Source organism: Sphingomonas sp. GW821-FHT04B01, from assembly GCF_059420425.1.
In genome coordinates, this window is the sequence record NZ_JBWKTR010000005.1 from 188,291 (window position 1) to 207,398 (window position 19,108).

General features: G+C 68.6%; 19 protein-coding genes. 8 read left to right on the forward strand and 11 right to left on the reverse strand.

The genetic code is table 11. The features are described from left to right. Window positions 1–137: 137 nt before the first annotated feature. Entirely contained in the window at window positions 138–1,430 is a 1,293-nt protein-coding gene (locus AC07UH_RS13810; protein ID WP_495181640.1) for an Hsp70 family protein, read from the forward strand. Window positions 1,431–1,513: 83 nt separating this feature from the next. Further along, window positions 1,514–3,427, forward strand: a complete 1,914-nt coding sequence (locus tag AC07UH_RS13815; RefSeq protein WP_495181639.1) for a CocE/NonD family hydrolase — start codon at window positions 1,514–1,516, stop codon at window positions 3,425–3,427. 1 nt (window position 3,428) lies between these two features. Here the strand turns inward: AC07UH_RS13815 and AC07UH_RS13820 are convergent, their stop codons facing one another. Beyond that, complete coding sequence (locus AC07UH_RS13820; RefSeq protein WP_495181638.1) at window positions 3,429–4,289, reverse strand: oxygenase MpaB family protein; 861 nt, start codon at window positions 4,287–4,289, stop codon at window positions 3,429–3,431. 53 nt (window positions 4,290–4,342) lie between these two features. Between AC07UH_RS13820 and AC07UH_RS13825 the strand changes: the two genes are divergently transcribed. Next, complete coding sequence (locus tag AC07UH_RS13825; protein WP_495181637.1) at window positions 4,343–5,086, forward strand: class I SAM-dependent methyltransferase; 744 nt, start codon at window positions 4,343–4,345, stop codon at window positions 5,084–5,086. A 216-nt stretch (window positions 5,087–5,302) separates the two neighbouring features. Then, window positions 5,303–5,779, forward strand: coding sequence for a DUF1440 domain-containing protein (locus AC07UH_RS13830; RefSeq protein ID WP_495181636.1), 477 nt, complete (start codon window positions 5,303–5,305; stop codon window positions 5,777–5,779). A gap of 271 nt (window positions 5,780–6,050) precedes the next feature. Here the strand turns inward: AC07UH_RS13830 and AC07UH_RS13835 are convergent, their stop codons facing one another. The 8 genes from AC07UH_RS13835 to AC07UH_RS13870 form a co-directional block, all read right to left on the reverse strand. Beyond that, window positions 6,051–7,106, reverse strand: coding sequence for a sensor histidine kinase (locus AC07UH_RS13835; RefSeq protein WP_495181635.1), 1,056 nt, complete (start codon window positions 7,104–7,106; stop codon window positions 6,051–6,053). After that, the gene (locus AC07UH_RS13840) at window positions 7,093–7,539 is read right to left on the reverse strand and encodes a response regulator (RefSeq protein WP_137899422.1); all 447 of its coding nucleotides are present in this window, start codon (window positions 7,537–7,539) and stop codon (window positions 7,093–7,095) included. The genes AC07UH_RS13835 and AC07UH_RS13840 overlap by 14 nt, the downstream gene beginning before the upstream one ends. Beyond that, window positions 7,536–9,047: a sensor histidine kinase gene (locus tag AC07UH_RS13845; protein WP_495181634.1), complete on the reverse strand. Its 1,512-nt coding sequence runs from the start codon at window positions 9,045–9,047 to the stop codon at window positions 7,536–7,538. The genes AC07UH_RS13840 and AC07UH_RS13845 overlap by 4 nt, the downstream gene beginning before the upstream one ends. Before the next feature lie 218 nt (window positions 9,048–9,265). Beyond that, window positions 9,266–10,024, reverse strand: a complete 759-nt coding sequence (locus AC07UH_RS13850) for an exonuclease domain-containing protein (protein ID WP_038665792.1) — start codon at window positions 10,022–10,024, stop codon at window positions 9,266–9,268. An 89-nt stretch (window positions 10,025–10,113) separates the two neighbouring features. Beyond that, window positions 10,114–10,578 (reverse strand): PH domain-containing protein, encoded by a 465-nt coding sequence (locus tag AC07UH_RS13855; RefSeq protein WP_495181633.1) that lies wholly within the window; start codon window positions 10,576–10,578, stop codon window positions 10,114–10,116. Between the two features lie 30 nt (window positions 10,579–10,608). After that, window positions 10,609–11,976 carry a phosphoglucomutase/phosphomannomutase PgmG gene (gene pgmG, locus AC07UH_RS13860; RefSeq protein ID WP_495181632.1) on the reverse strand — a complete coding sequence of 456 codons (1,368 nt, stop codon included), beginning with the start codon at window positions 11,974–11,976 and terminating at the stop codon, window positions 10,609–10,611. Further along, window positions 11,973–12,236 carry a J domain-containing protein gene (locus tag AC07UH_RS13865; protein WP_137899417.1) on the reverse strand — a complete coding sequence of 88 codons (264 nt, stop codon included), beginning with the start codon at window positions 12,234–12,236 and terminating at the stop codon, window positions 11,973–11,975. Before AC07UH_RS13865 ends, pgmG begins: the two co-directional genes overlap by 4 nt. Continuing rightward, window positions 12,233–13,021, reverse strand: a complete 789-nt coding sequence (locus AC07UH_RS13870) for a division plane positioning ATPase MipZ (protein ID WP_137899416.1) — start codon at window positions 13,019–13,021, stop codon at window positions 12,233–12,235. Before AC07UH_RS13870 ends, AC07UH_RS13865 begins: the two co-directional genes overlap by 4 nt. 86 nt (window positions 13,022–13,107) lie before the next feature. Between AC07UH_RS13870 and panC the strand changes: the two genes are divergently transcribed. The 4 genes from panC (at window position 13,108) to AC07UH_RS13890 (ending at window position 16,917) form a co-directional block, all read left to right on the forward strand. After that, window positions 13,108–13,953 carry a pantoate--beta-alanine ligase gene (panC, locus tag AC07UH_RS13875; RefSeq protein ID WP_495181631.1) on the forward strand — a complete coding sequence of 282 codons (846 nt, stop codon included), beginning with the start codon at window positions 13,108–13,110 and terminating at the stop codon, window positions 13,951–13,953. A gap of 78 nt (window positions 13,954–14,031) precedes the next feature. Beyond that, window positions 14,032–14,328 carry an SEL1-like repeat protein gene (locus AC07UH_RS13880; protein WP_038665808.1) on the forward strand — a complete coding sequence of 99 codons (297 nt, stop codon included), beginning with the start codon at window positions 14,032–14,034 and terminating at the stop codon, window positions 14,326–14,328. Between the two features lie 206 nt (window positions 14,329–14,534). After that, window positions 14,535–15,155, forward strand: a complete 621-nt coding sequence (locus tag AC07UH_RS13885) for an OB-fold-containig protein (RefSeq protein ID WP_495181630.1) — start codon at window positions 14,535–14,537, stop codon at window positions 15,153–15,155. 25 nt (window positions 15,156–15,180) lie between these two features. Beyond that, complete coding sequence (locus AC07UH_RS13890; RefSeq protein WP_495181629.1) at window positions 15,181–16,917, forward strand: flotillin family protein; 1,737 nt, start codon at window positions 15,181–15,183, stop codon at window positions 16,915–16,917. A gap of 13 nt (window positions 16,918–16,930) precedes the next feature. Here AC07UH_RS13890 and AC07UH_RS13895 read toward each other — a convergent pair whose 3' ends face one another. Together AC07UH_RS13895 and AC07UH_RS13900 are read right to left on the reverse strand one after the other, a co-directional pair. Then, entirely contained in the window at window positions 16,931–17,941 is a 1,011-nt protein-coding gene (locus tag AC07UH_RS13895) for an amidohydrolase family protein (protein ID WP_495181628.1), read from the reverse strand. 29 nt (window positions 17,942–17,970) lie between these two features. Further along, the gene (locus AC07UH_RS13900; protein ID WP_495181627.1) at window positions 17,971–19,017 is read right to left on the reverse strand and encodes a glycoside hydrolase family 5 protein; all 1,047 of its coding nucleotides are present in this window, start codon (window positions 19,015–19,017) and stop codon (window positions 17,971–17,973) included. Between the last annotated feature and the right edge of the window lie 91 nt (window positions 19,018–19,108).

Sequence of the window (19,108 nt, forward strand, 5' to 3'; positions counted from 1 at the left end):
AGGGGATAGCGTGCCCTTGCGGCTGGGTGGACCCCGGAACAAGTCCGGGGTGACGGGTGGGTGGGGAGAGGTCCCGGGGTAACGGGGGTCGTTTCCGTACTTGCGGCCCGCCCGCACGCCATGACAAAGCCGCGCGGATGACCGCTTCGCTTCCCGCCCTCGGCCTCGACTTCGGCACGACCAACTCGGTCGCCGCGATCGCGCGCGGTGACGCGGCCGAACTCGTCATGCTCGACGCGCCCGACGGCGCGCAGGCGGTGTTCCGTTCGGCGCTGTGTTTCTGGGAGGACGGCGACGTTCGCGGCGGGCTCGCCTCCGAGGCGGGGCCGTGGGCGATCCGCGAATATCTCGACTTCCCCGAGGGCAGCCGCTTCATCCAGTCGTTCAAGTCGGTCGCCGCCAGCGCCACCTTCGAACATGCCAACGTCTTCGAACGTCGGTTGCGTTTCGAGGACCTCGGGACGCTGTTCGTCGACAAGATGCGGGCCCGCGCGCGCGGCCGGCTCGACGGGCCGATGGCGCGGGTCGTCGTCGGCCGGCCGGTCGCCTATGCCGGCAGCCGCCCCGACGAGGCGCTGGCACGCAGCCGCTACGATCTGGTGTTTGGCGCGCTCGGCGCCGAGGTCCATTACGTCTACGAACCGCTCGGCGCCGCGTTCAGCTATGCGGCGCGGCTGACCGAGCGCGCGACGATCCTCGTCGCCGATTTCGGCGGCGGCACCAGCGACTTTTCGGTCGTGCGCGTCGACGTGCCGGGCGCGGCGCGACGCTGCGTGCCGCTCGGCCATGCCGGCGTCGGCATCGCCGGCGACCGGTTCGACCAGCGGATCGTCGACCGGCTGGTGATGCCCTTGCTCGGCAAGGGCGGATCCTATCGTTCGTTCGACAAGGTGCTCGAGATCCCCGGCGGCTATTTCGCCGATTTCGCCGACTGGTCGCGGCTCGCGCTGATGCGCAACAAGCGGACGCTCGCCGAGCTGGAGAAACTCCGCCGCTCGGCGCTCGATCCCGAGGCGATCGGGCGGATGATCGCGGTGATCGAGCAGGAACTCGGCTACCGGCTCTACGACGCGGTCGGCGGGCTGAAGCGCGCGCTGTCGGAGGCGGAGCAGGCGCGTTTCGTGTTCGAGGGCGCCGGCCTCGCGATCGAGGCGGAGGTGACGCGCGACCAGTTCGAGGTGTGGATCGCGCCCGACATGCTGCGTATCGACGCCGCGGTCGACAGCGCGCTGGCCAGCGCCGGGGTTGAGGCGGCGGACATCGACCGCGTCTTCCTGACCGGCGGCACCTCGCTCACCCCGCGCATCCGCCGGCTGTTCGACGCGCGGTTCGGTTCGGAGCGGATCGCGACCGGCGGCGAACTCACCTCGATCGCGCACGGCCTCGCGCTGATCGGCCTGCAGGACGACATCGCCGCCTGGGCGAACTGACGCGAGCCCGCCTGCCATATCGACCCTTGCCGTTCGCGTCGTGTCGGGCCTAGCATAGGTCACCCCTTCTGCCGGAGATTTCCATGCGCGCCATCCTGCTGTCCTCGCTTGCCCTGCTCTCGGTCGGCGTGCAGGCGCAGCAACAGCCGGCGGGCGATATTCCGGCGCAGTTCAAGCTGGTCGACACGGCCAACGATTACATCAAGCGCGAAGTGATGATCCCGATGCGCGACGGGACCAAGCTCTACACGGTCATCGTCATCCCCAGGAACGCGACCAACGCGCCGATCGTGCTGACCCGCACGCCCTATAACGCCAAGGCACGCGCCAACCGCAGCGACAGCGCGTCGATGTTGGCGACTCTGCCGCTCGCCGACGAGATTTTTGTCAAGGGCGGCTACATCCGCGTCTATCAGGACGTCCGCGGCAAATACGGGTCGGAAGGCGATTACGTCGTCACCCGCCCGGTGATCGGACCGCTCAACCCGACCAAGGTCGATCACGTCACCGACGCCTATGACACGATCGACTGGCTGGTGAACAAGACGAACCTGCCGCAGTCGAACGGCCGCGTCGGCATGATCGGCTCGTCCTACGAAGGCTTCACCGTGGTGATGGCGCTGCTCGCGCCGCATCCCGCGCTCAAGGTCGCGGCACCGGAAAGCCCGATGATCGACGGCTGGATGGGCGACGACTGGTTCCATTACGGCGCCTTCCGTCTCGCCAACATCGCCTGGCTCGGCGGGCAGACCGGCTACAAGGGCAACGGCACCGTGCCGCCGACGGGAGGCTGGGACGATTACGACAATTTCCGCGAGGTCGGCTCCGCGGGCGATTGGGCGAAGAAGTCGGGCTACGACCAGCTCCCTTATTGGAAGCGGATGTCGCAGCATGCCGCCTATGACGACTTCTGGCAGGGGCAGGCGCTCGACAAGATGCTCGCCGCCAATCCGTCGAACGTGCCCACGCTCTGGGAACAGGGATTGTGGGACCAGGAGGACATGTACGGCGCGATCACCGCATGGGAGGCGCTCAAGGCCAAGGGCAAGGCGGGCAACAATTTCCTCGTGATGGGGCCGTGGCGGCACAGCCAGGTCAATCGCGATGGCCGCAGCCTCGGGCCGTTCCAGTGGGACGGCGACACCGCCGCGCAATTCCGCGAGCAGATGGTGCTGCCGCTGTTCGACCAATATCTCAAGGACGGTCCGGCCGCGAACCTGCCGCAGGCGGCGATCTATAACACTGGCGAGAATCACTGGGATCGCCTCGCCAACTGGCCGCTCGCCTGCGAGAGCGGCTGCGCGGCGCCGCTCAAGCCGATCTATCTCCAGGCGGACGGCTGGCTCGGCTTCAACAAGGCGGCGGCGGGCGGCGACAGCTACGTCTCCGATCCTGCCAAGCCGGTGCCGCACCTGCCGCGCCCGGTCAATTTCAAGGACGGGCGCTGGGGCGACTGGCTGGTCAGCGACCAGCGCGGATCGGACGGGCGGCCCGACGTGATGACCTATACGACGCCGGTGCTGACCGCGGCGATGCGCGTGTCGGGCGCGCCGATCGCCGATCTCTATGCCGCGACGACCGGCACCGACGGCGATCTCGTCGTCAAGGTGATCGACGTCTATCCGGCGGAGAATGCCACCGATCCGAAGATGGGCGGATACCAGCTGCCGATCAGCCTCGACATCTTCCGTGGCCGCTATCGCGACAGCTTCGCGCAACCGAGCGCGATTCCGGCCAACAAGGTGCAGCATTACCGCTTCCGTCTGCCGACGGTGAACCACGTCTTCCAGCCGGGGCATCGCGTGATGGTGCAGGTGCAGTCGAGCCTGTTCCCGCTCTACGACCGCAACCCGCAGACCTATGTGCCCAACATCTTCTTCGCCAAGCCGGCGGACTACAAGAAGGCGACGGTGACATTGCGCCGCGGCGGTGCGACGCCGAGCGCGGTGCTGTTGCCCGTGGTGCCGGTGGAGCAGGCGCAGGCGCGGGGACAATAAGTCACCCCTGCGTCGTCGCGCGTTTGGCCGAGCCGTCGCGCAGCGCCCAGCGCAGCACCGAGGCGATTCCCGCGACGCCGGCGCGGACCGCGGGCTTGCCGAGCGGCGGGCGGTCGAGACCGTGCATCCGCGCCGCCCAGTCGGGGAGGAGGTCGATGCCGCCCTCCATCAGCACGGTCTGCGCAGGCGCCATCGCGCGGCTGGCGGGTTGCTGGCGGAGCAGCGCGCGCGAGACTTCGCGGGTGCGGTGGTCGACGCGTAGCTGCGGGCGGATCGCGAGGAGATAGGCGTCGAGCGCGGCGCGCGTCCTGGGTACGCCGGTCGCGCCGAGCCGCTCGGCGACGACGGCATATTCGGCAAGATAGCGGTCCTGCTCCGCCGCCGGGAAGGCGGGGTCGCGGTAGCGGCGGTGCGCGGCGAGGAAGCTCGCGACCTCGGCGACATGGACCCAGGTGAGCAGGTCGGGATCGTTGGCGCTGTAGGGCGTGCCGTCGGGCAGCGTGCCGGCGACGCGGTCGTGGATGCGCCGCACCTTGGCGATCAGCGCCTCCGCGGTCGCCGTCGAGCCGTAGGTGGTGCCGGAGATGAATTGCGCGGTGCGACGCAGTCGGCCGAGCATGTCGCGGCGGAAGTTGGAATGGTCCCACACCCCCGCCAGCGCGCCCGGATGGAGCATCTGGAGCAGCAGCGCGGCGACACCGCCCGCCATCATCGCGGTGAAGTCGCCATGGACGACCCAGGCGGCCGAGCCGGGGCCGAACAGGCCGTCGTCGCCGGACGGACGGGTGAGATCGACCGCGCCGTCGCCAAAACCGACCAGCCGATGCACCTGAGTCTGGATCGTGTCGCGAAGATCGGCCATGCTGTCTCATCTAGTGCGGCCCGGCGGCCAAACCAGTGACGGGAGACGTAACGATGCGCCTGGCTCTTTCGATGTTCGCAGCGGCGGCACTGACCACCGCGGTGGTGGCGCAGGACAAAGCGGCGCCCGCCGGCCCGGCGATCACCCGTGCGCTCGCCGATCCCGCCCGCGCCGATCAGGCGGGCGACGATGCGCGCCGACAGGCGGCGGCGGTGCTCGCCTTTTCGGGCGTGAAGCCGGGCGACACGGTGGTCGATTACCTGCCGGGCGCAGGCTATTGGACGCGGATCTTCACCGGCGTGGTCGGGCCGAAGGGCAAGGTCTATGCGCTGTGGCCCGCCGCCGGCGCGAAATATGCCGAGAAGAGCCTGCCGGCGTTGCAGGCGCGCGGCCTCGCCAACGTCGTCGCACAGGTGCAGCCGACCAACCTGCCGACCACGCCGCAGCCGGTCGACCTGTTCTGGACGGTGCAGAACTATCACGACATCCCCAACAAGGGTGCGGGCGAGCCGGCGTTGCGTGCGTTCGACGCGGCGGTGTTCAAGCTGCTCAAGACGGGCGGCACCTATGTGGTGATCGACCATGCCGATGCGCCGGGCACCGCGATGTCGGGCACCGAGACCAAGCATCGGATCGATCCCGCGGCGGTGCGGCGGCAGGTCGAGGCGGCGGGGTTCCGCTTCGCCGGCGCGAGCAAGGTGCTGGCCAATCCGGCGGACGACCATAGCAAGAACGTGTTCGATCCGGCGGTGCGCGGCAAGACCGACCAGTTCGTGCTGAAGTTCCGGAAGCCGTAAACTCGAATATTCCTCCCCCGCAAGGGGGAGGGGAACCAGCGAAGCTGGTGGAGGGGGCGGAAAGGGTGGGAGCCTGATCGCAAAGCTTCCACCTTTTCCTCCCCCTCCACCATTCGGCTGGCGCCGAACGGTCCCCCTCCCCCTTGCGGGGGAGGAATTGGGGGCCTTTTGTTCGGGTTGCGCGTTACCTCGCCGACTTTTCGGAAGGGAATGCCTGTGCCGTCGTTGACCAAGACCCTCGCCGCCGGAATCGCCGGCGGCCTCGTCGCCAGCCTGGCGATGAACCTGTTCCAGTCGGTGAGCGCGCCGGCGTTCGGGCAGACGGGGAGCAACGACGATCCCTCGACGGTCAAGGCGGCGGACAGCGTCAAGCAGGCCGTCACCGGCGATGCGGTGACGCAGAAGCATCGCGCGGCGGCGGGCAGTCTCGTCCATTACGCGACCGGCGCCGCCCTCGGCGCGGGCTATGCGCTGGCGGTGCGGCAATGGCCCGAGTCGAACGCCGGGTTCGGATCGGCGTTCGGGGTCGGCGTCGCGACGATGCTCGACGACGTCGCGGTGCCGGCGTTCGGCTGGGGTCCGGGGCCGACCGAGACGCCGCCGGAGACGCATGCCTATGGACTGGTCAGCCATGTGGTGTTCGGGCTGGTGCTGGAAGGCACCCGGCGGGCGATCGTCGAGGCGCTCGACTGAGCCCAATTGTGGCAGGATTGCGGCAACGTGGACAAGATGGACACCTTAACGGAAACGATCCGGATCGATCGTTTCCGATTTGGTGGTGATTGGTCGCGATGTGAGCGCAATCGTCGGTCATTCGGCGTCGTCCTCACTGTTCGCCGCCTTCGGCGTCTTTCCCTCTCCCGCATGGGAGAAGGAGTGAGGTGACGATCTACGATTCGGATGGCGTGTAGGACAGGGGTAGCCCGTTCGCCTTGTGGTTCAACGCCCTACCTTATGCCGCGTCCTATACCGCGGCGCGCAGGGTGGCGCGGACGCCTTGGGGGCGGGGTTCGTATTCGACGATCGTCTGCAGGCTCTGCGCCATCGCGCGGATCAGCTTGGTGCCGAGGCCGGTGCCCTTCGGCGTCGCTTCGGCGGGCATGCCGCAGCCGTCGTCCTCGACCGAGAGACGGAAGGCCCGGTCGCCGTCCGCCGCCAGCATCACGCGGATCTCGCCGCCGTCGCCGGCGGGATAGGCATATTTGCAGGCGTTGGTGACGAGTTCGGTGACGATGACGCCGAGCGAGACCGCCTTGTCGGTGGGCAGGCGGATCGGTTCGGCGGCGACGCGTAGCGCGTGCGGGGCGTCACCGCTGGTCAGCGTCTCGGCGAGTTCGGCGACGAGCGAGCCGAGATAGTCGCGCATGTCGACGCTCTCGACGTCATTGGCCGAATAGAGGCGGCGGTGGACCTGCGCGATCGCGCCGATCCGCCGTTGCGTATCGTCGAGCGCGGCGCGCGCGGTCGGATCGGCGAGCGCGCCCGCCTGCAACCGCACCATCGCCGAGACGAGCTGGAGCGAATTGGCGACGCGATGATTGACCTCGCCGAGCAACGCCTCGAGCCGCGCGTTGCTGGCGCGCAGATCCTCCTCGGCGCGCGCCTTCTCGAGCGCCAGCCGGCTGCGGTCGAGCACCTGATCGAAACTGGCGGCGAGCAGGTCGAAAAAGTCGTCGCCGATCGTCTTGACGACGTAATCGGCGGCCCCCGCCTTGAGCGCGGCGACCGCGATCCGCCCTTCGTCCGACCCGGTGACGTAGACGACCGGCGGCATGACGGGGAGCGCGGCGAGCCGTTCGAGCGTCTCCAGCCCGTCCATCCCCGGCATGTAATGATCGACCGCGATCAGGTCGAACGGCTGCGACGCCGCCAGCACCAGCCCCTCGGCGCCGCCCTCCGCGGTGGTGACGCGATAGCCGCGCCGCGCCAGCCCGCGCGCGGCGAGGCGGCGGATGCCGTCGTCGTCGTCGATATAGAGTACGCTGGGGTTGGCGGCTTCGGCCAGATCAGTGTTCCTCAACCGCGGGAACCTGGATCACCGACAGGAACAGGCCGAGCTGGCGGATCGCCTGCGCGAAGCTTTCGTAATTGACCGGCTTGGTGATGTAGACGTTGCAGCCGAGATCGTAGCAGCGCTGGATCTCGATCTTGTCGTCGGTGGTGGTCAGCACCACCACGGGGGTCCGCTTCAGCGGGCTGCCTTCCGCCTTGATCCGCTGGAGGATGTCGGTGCCGCTCATGTCGGGCAAATTGAGATCGAGCAGGATCAGCGCCGGCGCGCCCTTGGCGGGACCGTCGTCTGCCTCGAACAAATGGTGGAGCGCCTGGGTGCCGTCGGTGAAGTGCTTGATATCGTTGAGGATTCCGGCGCGACGGATGTTCTTCTCGATCAGCCGGGCATGGCCTTCGTCGTCCTCGATCATCACGATGCCGACGGATTGATGGGCGTTCATGCTGCGCTGTCCTGACTGACGTAGGTCTTGGGAAGATTGAGGCGGAAGGTGGAGCCGCGGCCCGGTTCGCTCTCCACGTCGATCGTGCCGCCGAGACGATAGGCGAGCGCCCGGACGTGCGCCAGCCCGATCCCCTCGCCGGGCTGGTCCTGCTGGCCCGAGCGGCGGAACAGGTCGAAGATGCGCTGGTGATCGCGCGGGTCGATGCCGCGGCCGTTGTCGGCGACCGACAGGATGACGCGGTCGCGCCGTGCCTCGCCGGCGACGGTGATGACGCCGGGACGGCCGGGCTGGAGATATTTGGTGGCGTTCTCGATCAGGTTCGACAGGATCTGTTCGAGCGCGACGCGGTCGGTGACCACCGGCGGGATCGGGCGGCGCACGCTGAAGCTGATGCCGCGCTCGTCGAGCAGGTGGCGGATCGAACCGGCGACGGTGTCGGCGATTGCGCCGGGGTCGATCGTCTCGGGTGCGATGACGCGGCGGCCCTCGCGCGACAGTTTGAGGATGGCGTTGATCAGCCGGTCCATCTTCTGCGTCGAGGTGCGGATGAAGCCGATCGATTCGGGCAGGTCCTCGCGCACCGCGAGCCGCGCCTCCTCGCTGACGATATGCGGCGCCTCCGCCTCGGCGCGGTCGACCAGTTCGGTGAGCGGGGCGGTGGCGGCGGCGAGTTCGGCGGTGAAGCCCATCACGTTGACCAACGGCGAGCGCAGGTCGTGGCTGACGATATAGGCGAAACGCTGGATCTCTTCGTTGGCGCGGCTGAGATCGGCGGTCCGCTCGTGGACGGTCTCTTCGAGATGCTCGTTGAACTCGCGCAGCGAATCGCGCGAGCGGGCGAGATCGCGGGTATAGCCGAGCACGGTGAGCAGCGAGGCGAGCGCGACGAGGGCGAGCAGCACCGCGGCGAGCGCGAGGATGCCGTAGAAGATGCGTACGCTGCGCTGCTGCGCGGCGTCGCGCTCGGCGAGCAGGCGGCGCTCGGTCACCGCCATCCGTTCGAATGCGTCGCGGATCGCGGTGAGGCGGCGGACGCTCGCCTCGGTACGGAACAGCGTGACCGCGGTGTCGGCGCGGCCGGCGTCGATCAGCGCGATCGTGCGCGCGCGCTGGGTGAGCAGCGCCTGGATCTCGCCGCGGAGCTGCCCGAGCGTCGCGATCTGCGTCGGATTGTCGCGGGTGAGGCCTTGCAGATAGCCGAGCGCGGCGGGGGTCGCCGCCGACCAGCGATGATAGGCGTCGCGATATTCGGGGTTGCCGGTGAGCAGATAGCCGCGCCGCGACGCCTCGCCCTGTTCGATCAGGCGGCGCGCGTTGCTGACCGCCAGTTCGACCTCATAGGTGTGGTTGACGGAGCGGGTGTGGCTCTCGTTCTGCCCCGTCGCCCAGCCGGCGCCGATCCCCGCCGCGACAAGCGCGAGGAAGCCGAGCGCCATGAACGTGACGAGCAGGCGGCCGAAACGGCCCTCGGACACGACGAACGGATTGCGGACTTTTCTGATCACGCGCGCGGCTTTACGCGAGCCGATGTCGTTACGCCAGCGATGCTGTCGGGGTGGGCGCGTCGCGATACCGGCTACCCATCCCGTTCGCCCTGAGCCTGTCGAAGGGCCTGAGTCTCACCTGCCCCCTTCGACGCCGCCTGCGGCGTCGCTCAGGACAGGCTTCGACAGGCTCAGGGCGAACGGTGGGAGGCGCATGCCGGCATGCGGGGTAGCGAAGCCTACAGCAGCAATTCCTGCGTGGTGGCGCGGCCGACGGCGCCGCCGCCGCTGCGGCGGTCCATCTCGGCATTGGCGGTGAAGCGGATGTCGGGGTCGCGATCGGCCATAAACGCCATCAGGCTCTCGTGGTCGAGCTCGCTCCACGCCTTGCCGCGATGCGGGCCGTAGCGGACGCGCGGGATCAGGCCGGGCGTGCGCGACCAGTCGAGCAATTGCGCGACGCTCGCCTCGTTGAGCTGGTCGCGCAGATGATGCGCGGTGACATAGGCGTCGGGGAAGGCGCGGTGGACGGGCAGGCCGCGGTCATGATCGAGCCCGTCGGGTTTGCGCCAGTAGCGCAGCACCTGATTGGAGAAGCTCGGCGAATCGGGCCAGAGGCGCAGCGCGCATTTCCAGGTGCAGATCCACTCCTGACCATGGGTCAGGTTGGGGGTGCAGAATTGCTGCTCGAAATCGGCGCGGTGCGCGGCGAGCGCGAGGCGGCGCGGATAGGGATCGAGCACGCGGCGGGCGACGTCGTGCCACCACGGCGCCTCGGCGACATGCTCGTCGAGAATATGGTGGATCGCTTGGGTGATCGGCGGGATGGCGCGGCCGGGGTTGACCAGGATCGCGCCGCCTTCGCCTTCCAATTCCCAGCGGCCATCCTGCTGGAGCGCGACGTCCTGCCAGCCGATCTCGCACACGCCATGCGCGGGCGGCGCGCTGCCGGTGGTTTCGAGGTCGATGACGCGGATGATCTGGGGGGTGGGTCGCATTATGCCCTAAATGGGCGCTTGCGGGCGATTATGCCAGTGCGAAGGGGGCAGCCCTGCCGTTCGTCGTCGGGATGACGATCGGGCGGACCTCACCGATACTCGTCGTCGTCGATGTCCATCTCGCGCACCCCGCGCAGGCGGCGGGCGCGGTCGACGAGCTTGCGCAGGCCTTCGCGGCGCTCGCGCGCGGCGGGAATGTCGCGCAGCACGAATTGCGCGTTGCTGGTGGTGCGGTCCGACGAGGTGATTGTGATCGTGCCGATATCGGTGATCTGGTTGACCAGCGAATAGTCGACGCGCACGTCCTTGATCCGGTACAGTTCGATCTCGTCGATCGACTTCATGACGAGGCCGCGCTTCACGATCAGCCGCTGGTCGGTGATCTCATAGGACGCCGACAGGTTCTGCAACCAGCGCACCGCGATGACGATCAGGCCGACGCCGATTGCACAGGCGAGGATGGTCAGCCAGCCGGTGAAGCTGCCGAACAGCCAGCGATTGGTGCTCGAGCGGAAATTGTCGACCGGCCGTTCCGTGCTGTAGGTCCCCACCATAAGCCGACCCTATCCGGCACGCCGCGACTGTCAATCGCGTGTGACGCCCGACGCCGCCAGCGCCGCGTCGATCGCGGCGAGCAGCGTGTCGAGCCCGGCCTGATCGGCGGCTTCGGCGCGGGCGGTGAGCACGTCCTGCGTGTTCGAGGCGCGCAGCAGCCACCAGCCCTGCGGCATCGTCACGCGGACGCCGTCGATCGCGATCACCGGCGTGCCGGCGGCTTCGAGGCGGGTGCGGACCTCGTCGATCACTGCGAACTTGCGCGCGGGATCGACCGGGAAGCGCAGGTCGGGGGTGTTGACGAGCGGCGGCATCGCGTCGCGCAATTGGGTGAGCGAGCGGCCGGACAGATGCACCGCGCGGATCAACTGCACCGCGGCGTGGAGCGCATCGTCGAAGCCGTACCAATCATGCGCGAAGAAGATATGGCCGCTGAGCTCGCCGGCGATCGGCGCGTGGTGCGCGAGCATCGCCTCCTTCATCAGGCTGTGGCCCGTCGCGCCCATCACCGGCATGCCGCCGAGCTCGGCGATGCGGTCGAAGACGAATTGCGAGGATTTGACGTCGGCGACGACGGTCGCGCCGGGCAGATCGGCGAGCACCGGCGCGATCAGCAGGCTGAGCAACTGGTCGCCCCACAGCACGCGGCCCGCGCCGTCGACCGCGCCGATGCGGTCGCCGTCGCCGTCGAAGGCGATGCCGAAGTCGAGTCCCTCGCGGCGGACCAGCGCCTTGAGATCGTCGAGATTATGCTCCTCGGTCGGGTCGGGGTGGTGGTTGGGGAAGCGGCCGTCGACCTCGGTGTAGAGCAGATGATGCTCGCCGGGGAGCTGCGCGGTCAGCGCCTCGACCGCGGGGCCGGCGGCGCCGTTGCCGCAGTCCCAGCCGATGCGGTAGCTGCCGCCGCCGTGGCCGGCGAGGAGCCGCGCGACATAGGCGTCGAGCACGTCGGCGTCGGTGACGGTGCCGGCCCCCGCGCTCCACGCGCCCGCGGCGGCGAGGCGGGCGAGGTCCTGCACGTCGGCGCCGTAGAAGGAGCGGTGGCCGAGCACCATCTTGAAGCCGTTGTCGTCGCGCGGATTGTGGCTGCCGGTGACGTGGATGCCGGCGTCGACGCCGAGCGTCGCCTCGGCGAAATAGAGCATCGGCGTCGGGCCGATGCCGATCCTCACCACGTCGACGCCGCCCGCGGTTAGGCCGGCGACCAGCGCCGCCTCGAGCTCGGGCGAGGAGAGGCGGCCGTCGCGGCCGACCGCGACGCGGTGGCCGCCGGCGGCGCGAACGCGGGTGGCGAAGCTGCGGCCGATCGCCGTGGCGTCGGGGGTGCCGAGGTTGCGGCCGACGGTGCCGCGCACGTCATATTCCCGCAGGATCGCGGGCGACAGGACGTGGCTCATCCGCCGCGGCGCAGCGCGCCGAGCAGCAGGTCGCGCGCCGCGTTGATCTCGGTGCTTGCCGCCGCCGAGCCGCCGCGATCGGGATGCGATTCGGCGAGCAGGCGGCGATGCGCGGCGCGGATCTCGCTTTCGTCGGCGCCGGCGCGCAGGCCGAGCACCCGGTGCGCGCGCTGCGTGTCGGTGAGCGTCGCGCGTTTGGGGGCGGGGCGGAGATAATGCCAGGCGAACCAGATCAACGCGATCGCGAGCAGCCACTTCATGCGGCGAACTGCGGCGCGGCGGGCTCGGGCAATTGCAGTGCGCTCATCATCTCGCGCAATTCCTGGCGCGAGGCGACGTGGCCGAGGCCCATCGCGCCGAATTCCTTCGAATCGATCATCGTCAGCCCGGCGGGGAACAATTCGCGATAGATGACGCGTTCGCCGAGGCCGGGGATGATGCGGAAGCCGACGCGCTTGGCGAGCTGGCCGAGCGCATCCGACACGCGGCGCATGTTGCGCGCCTCGATATGCTGGAGGCGGTTGCGCAGCACGACCCAGTCGATCTGGGTGCCGTCGGCGCGGGCGCGCTGCTTGCGCGCGTCCCAGATCAGCTCCGAATAGAAACTGGGGCGGGTGACGTTGAACGTCTCCGGATCGACCTGGCCGATCAGGTCGAAGTCGACGAAACTGTCGTTCATCGGCGTGACCAGGGTGTTGGACAGCGCCGCGGCGGTGCGCGCGAAATAATCGTCGCGACCGGGCGTGTCGATGATCAGGAAGTCGGCACCGTCGGACAGGCGCTGCCACGTCTCCTCGAACACCGACTCGCTCTCGCCGTCGTGCGTCGCGTGGATCGGCATGGGAAGGTCGCTGCCGGTCCGCTTGATCGTCGCGGCGCGGTTCTCGAGATAGCGGCCGACGGTGCGCTGGCGATGGTCGAGGTCGAAACAGGCGACCTTGGCGCCCTTGGCGGCGAGCGCGATGGCGACGTGCACCGCCGTCGTCGACTTGCCGGTGCCGCCTTTTTCATTGGCGAAGACGATGACGTGTGGCCCTGCGGGCACGGTTCGTTCCTTATCGATGCTGGCGGGTTGCTCGGTCACGACGCTCTTCATAGAAGCCGCGCGCTCATTGTTCGAGGGATTAAACGGTGCTGACGGTTCGAGACCTGGACGGGCTGCGCGCGGCGGTCGCCGCATTCCGCGCCGACGGCGCGACGATCGCGCTGGTGCCGACGATGGGCGCGCTGCACGCCGGCCATATGGCGCTGGTCGAGGCGGCCCGCCGGCCGGGCACCAAGGTGATCGCGTCGATCTTCGTCAACCCCAGGCAATTCGGCCCGAACGAGGACCTCGCCCGCTATCCGCGGCGCGAGGCGGCCGACGCGCGACTGCTCGCCGAGGGTGGCTGCGACCTGCTGTGGCTGCCGCCGGTCGAGGTGATGTATCCGGCGGGCTTCGCGACCAACGTCGGCGTGACCGGGGTCAGCGACGGCTTCGACGGCGCATCGCGGCCGGGCCATTTCGACGGCGTCGCCACGGTCGTCACCAAATTGTTCAACCAGACCGGTGCCGACATCGCCTATTTCGGCGAGAAGGACTTCCAGCAGCTCGCCGTGATCCGCCGCGTCGTCGCCGACCTCGACATGGCGATCGAGATCGTCGGGGTGCCGACGCAGCGCGACGACGACGGCCTCGCGCTGTCGTCGCGCAACATCTACCTCGACGACGAGCAGCGCGCCAAGGCGGTGGCGCTGCCGCGCGCGCTCGGCGTCGCGGCGCGGGCGGTGGGGCGCGGCGACGACGTCGAGACCGCGCTCGCCGAGGCGCGGGCGACGCTGATCGCGGCGGGGTTCGCGATCGATTACGTCGCGCTCGCCGATGCCGAGACGCTGGCCGAGTCGCCCGCGGCGGATCGGCCGCGCCGGCTGCTCGCCGCGGCGCGGATGGGCGCGACGCGGCTGATCGACAATGTCGCGATCGAGCCGATTGGCTAAAAAGCGCAGTTGCCGAGCCGTTAACCAATTGTCAGGACGAATCGCGGATGGTGCCCTCATGAGCAATGGGGGCAAACCATGGGCAACAGTTTCAAGAGCGCGCAAATCCTCATAGACAGCCGCATCGCCGACGCGATGCGCGGCCGGCCGGAGGCATTGTTCGACCTCGGCGTCTGCTACCAGACCGGCACCGCCGGCGCGGGCGTCGACCTGATCGAGGCACATAAATGGTTCAACCTCGCCGCGGTGGCGGGCTTCAGCGAAGCCGCTTATGCGCGCGCCGAGGTCGCCGACAACATGACCGCGCGCGAGATCGCGCTGGCGCAACGCCAGGCGCGCAACTGGCTGGGCATGACGCAGCGGCAGGCGGCGTAACCGACTCCGGGTGCGAGACCGCCCGCCCGACGGGCGGCGCCGGTCCATTGGAGGCGTTCGTGTCGCGAACGTCCCTGCACGGTGTCAGCCTCGTGTCGGGGACGGCGATCGCACGGCGCGCCGAAACCGGAGCAGGCGACGTTTCGTAACGAAACCTTGTCATCCGGCTGCTATCCTTGGCCGATGCAGCACCAGAGCCGCGGCCCATGTTCGTCATTTTCCTGACCCCTGCCTATGCGCCGTTCGCGATCGCATTCGTGGTGATGATCGGTATCGGGCTCATCGAGGCGATCGGCCTGGGTCTTGGCCATCTCGATGTGCATGCCGACCTGCACGCCGAGGCGGACGGCGGCGGCGTGCTCGACTGGCTGGGGCTTGGCCATGAACTGCCGATCCTGATCTGGCTGACGTCGCTGCTCGGCTGCTTCACACTTGCCGGCATCGCCATCCAGCAGGGTGCGACGTTGGTGACGGGCAGCCCGCTCGGCTGGGGCGTGGCGTCTGGCGCCGCTCTGTTCGCCGGCGCCATGCTCAACACGCTGGCAGCCAACGGTCTCGCCCGCGTGATGCCGGGTTTCGAAAGCAGCGTGATCTCGACCGACGACTTGCTCCGCCGCCGCGGCACGATCCTGGAAGGCGTCGCGCGCCGCGGATCGCCGGCGCGCGCGAAGGTCGTCGATCAACACGGGCAGGCGCATTTCATCATGGTCGAGCCGCATGACGACAAAGACGCGATCGCCGCCGGCGAGACCGCGCTGATCGTCCGCCGCGACGGCACGATGTTCTATGCGCTGCCAGAAACCAACGTGCTTCTGCAGTCGATCTGACCAACGCCTAACCGGGGAGGGGCTCATGCCCGCACAGCTACTGAACGTCCTGATCTACGCCGGCATCGTGCTGTTCGCGCTCGTCGTGATCGGTGTCATTCTGACCCGGCTTTACCGTCGCGCGACCAAGGACGTCGCGTTGATCCGCACCGGCTTCGGCGGCGAGAAGGTCGTGCTCAACGGCGGCATCATGGTGATCCCCGTCCTGCACGAACTGATGCAGGTCCGGCTGACGACGGTGAAGCTGGAGGTGTCGCGCCTCAACAAGGATGCGCTGATCACGCTCGACAAACTGCGTGTCGATGTCGTCGGCCTGTTCCACATCAAGGTGAAGCCCGACGCGGAGTCGATCGCCGCGGCGGCGCAGACGCTCGGCGACTCGGTCAACAACCCCGATGCGGTGAAATCGCTCCTCGACGGCAAGCTGGTGTCGGCGTTGCGGTCGGTCGCGGCGACGATGACGATGGAGCACCTGCACGCCAATCGCGCCGACTTCATCCAGAAGGTGCAGGAAGCGCTGATGACCGATTTGGATATGAACGGCTTCCAGCTCGAATCGGTCAGTATCACGCATTTCGATCAGACCGCGTTCGAGCATTTCAACGAGAACAACGCCTTCGATGCCGAGGGGTTGACCGTGCTCACGCGGACCATCGAAGAGCGCAAGAAGATCCGTAACGACATCGTCGCCACCAATCGCGTCGAGATCGAACAGCGCAACCTCGATGCGAACAACCAGTCGCTCGAGATCGCGCAGGCCGCGGAACAGGCGCGGCTGACGCAGGAACAGACGCTCTCCGCCCGACGCGCCGAGCAGGCGACGGCGATCGCCACCGCCGAAGCCGAGCAGACCCGGCTGGCCGAGATCGCACGCATCACCGCCAGCCAGGCGAAGACCGTCGCGCAGACCGAAGCGGACAAGGTGATCCAGACCGCGACGATCGCCCGAGACGGTGCGATCCAGACGGCGACGATCGAGCGCGACCGGACGATCGAGATCGCCCGGATCACCACCGCAGTGCAGACCGCGCAGAAGTCCGAGGAGGAATCGACTGCGACCGCTGCCGCGAACGAGGCGCGTGCGCTCGCCGTACGCGCCGAGGAAAGCGTCGCCACCGCCAAGGCGACGGAGATCGCCAACCGCAACAAGAACGTCGCGGTGATCGCCGCCACCCAGCGCGCGCAGGAGGAAGCGGTCGGCATCACCGTCGCCGCGACCGCCGAGAAGGAGGCCGCCGAGGCGCGCGCCAGTGCGCTCCGCACGGAGGCGACCGCCGAAGCCGATGCGGAAAAGGCGCGTGCGGAAGGACGCGAGGCGGCGTTCAAGGTCGATGCCGCCGGTCAGGCTTCGCTGAACGAGGCGACCAATCTGCTGAGCGATGCGCAAACCGCGCTACTGATCCGCCGCGCGATGCTCGACGCGCTGCCGGCGATCATCGCCGCGGCAAGCAAGCCGATCGAGAACATCGACAAGATCAGCATCGTCGATGCTCGTGGGCTGCATGGCGACGGCAGCGGTGCCGGCGACGGCGCAGCGGGCGGGGGGCAGGGAAATCTCGCCGATGCCGCGGTCGCCGCGGCGATGCGCTATCGCGTCGGCGGGCCGCTGATCGACGGTTTGATGGCCGAACTCGGCATGACCGGCAATTCGTTGAACGGCATGCTGGCCGGAAGCAATGGTGACGGCGCGGCGCCGCGCAGCCCCGCGACCGAAGGCCGTCCGGCGACGTTGAACGGCGGTTCGGGCGGCGGGCCGGCCTGAACGGGGTTGCCGTTCACGGCGCGTGCCGGTCCGCCTGCTGCCCGGCGGCATGCGTCAGACGGTCCCAATTGCCGTGGGCGAATGCCTGCCGTGCGGCGTCGTCGAGCCCGACCGTGTCGAGGAAATGGCGGGGCGCACCGCCTTCCTTATATTGATACGGGAAATCGGTGGAGAACAGCAGGCGCTCGGGACCGACGATCTCGAGGCAGCGGTGGAGATAGGTCTCGCTCCACATGCCGCTGCCGGTGACGTACAAATTGGTGCGGGCATAGTCCGACAAGGGCCGTCGCAGATCGAGCGCGCGCGCGAAGACCGCCGATGTCCGCTCCAGATAGAAGAGCACCACCTCGCCCCAATGGCCGAGGATGATCTGCAAGTCTGGCAGCTCATCGAACACGCCGGCTGCGGCCAGACGCAGCCATTGCAGGCCCGCTTCATAATGCCAGCCGAGGCCGAACGCCGCCAAAGCGAGGTCGGCGGTTTCGCCGATCCCCGAATAATTGGCCTGACGCACCTCCGCCAGCGGGGTCTGCGGATGGATGAACAGCGGCACCTGCAGCTCCGCCGCCTTGGCGAGCAGCGGGCGCAGCGCGGGATGATCGAGATGCCGCTCGCGCGTGCGGCCGCAGAGCAGCGCGCCCTTCAATCCGAGGTCGCGGACCGCGCGTTCGAGTTCGCGCGGGGCGGCGTCCGTGTCCGGCGTCGGCACGGCGGCCAGGCCCTGAAAGCGGTCGGGATGGCGGATACAGGTTTGGGCGATCAGGTCGTTGACCCTCTGCGCGGTTTCAACCGCGGCGGCGGGGGCGAGATTGTGCAGCCCGGGCGTGGTGAGCGAGAGCACCTGTACGTCGACGCCCTGCTCGTCCATCAGCGCGATCCGGCCGTCGCCGAGATCCGCGAGGCGGCGGCCGTTTTCGCCGCCATCGGCGAAGGCCGAGACCGGATCGTGCGGCGGCGGCGCGGCGTCCCAGGCGTCGCGGACGAATGGGGGCAGGATATGCTCTTCGATCGCGATCAGGCGCATGGGCAATCTTCCGGCAAGGTCAGCCTCGCTCAACGAGGCGCCGCGGCATTCGTTGCTGCCGGCACGAGCGCCTGCCGGATCGGCTCCACCCAGCGGTCGCGGTCGATGTCGTACAGGATGAAGTCGCTGTCGAACTGCCAATAGGCCCAGGGGAAGCCGTGCGCCTCTGCTTCGCGGCGGACGGTCGCGGTGTAGCGGGCGCGGGCCGCCATCGGCGTGCCGCTTTTCTCATAGGCGCCGAATTCGCCCATCAATACCGGGCGATCGTTTGCCTTCGACCATGCGCCGACCGTGTCATAGTCGGCCTTGATCCGCCGTTCGTCCGCGGCGGTGAAAGGCACGTTCTTCACGGCGGTCAGCTCTGGCGCCCAGGGCGCGCCCTGATGGGTAAAGCGGAACGGCTCGTAGGAGTGGAAGGTGACGAGGATGTTGCGGTCGGCCGCAGGCAGCTCGAGCTTGGGCAGTTCCTCGAGATTGTTCCAGCGGCTCGGGCCGATCACCAGCGTGCGGTCGGGGTTCGAGCGGCGAACCAGAGGGATGAGGGTGCGCAGCATCGCATTCCAGCGCGCGGCGTCGAGCGGCGCGTGCGGTTCGTTGAGCAGTTCGAACAGCACGGACGGCGGCGCAGCGCGATAGCGTTCGCCGATCTGCGTCCAGAAGGCGACCAATTTGGGTTCGCACGCGTCCGGCGCCTTGGAACAGGCGTTGAAATCGTGTTCGTCGATGATGACGCTCAACCCCGCGGCGCTCGCCTCGCGGACCACACGGTCGAGCGTCGCGAGCCATTGCGGGTCGAGCCGGTTCTGCGCGTCCATATGGCCGAACGACTGGAGGACGATCCGGACGAAATCGAAGCCGCCCTGCCGGATGATTCGGAAGTGGCGCGTTTTGAACCGCGCCTTGGCCGCGTCGCGCCACAGCGGGTCGTAGCCGAGGATGTTGACGCCGCGGTGCAGGCGCGCGGCGGTGCGCCACGCCGGACCGGTCCCCGCCGTCGCGGCGGGCGCGGATTGCGCGGTCGCCTGACCCGCCGCGATCGCCGGAGCGACCGTGGGCGTGGTGAGGATCAGGGCCAATGTCAGTAACTTACAGGTGAACCGCACGGCGCTGATCCTTCGGCAAGGCGAGAATAGGATCGGTAGACGATCCGGCGGAAGCTGTCCTCTT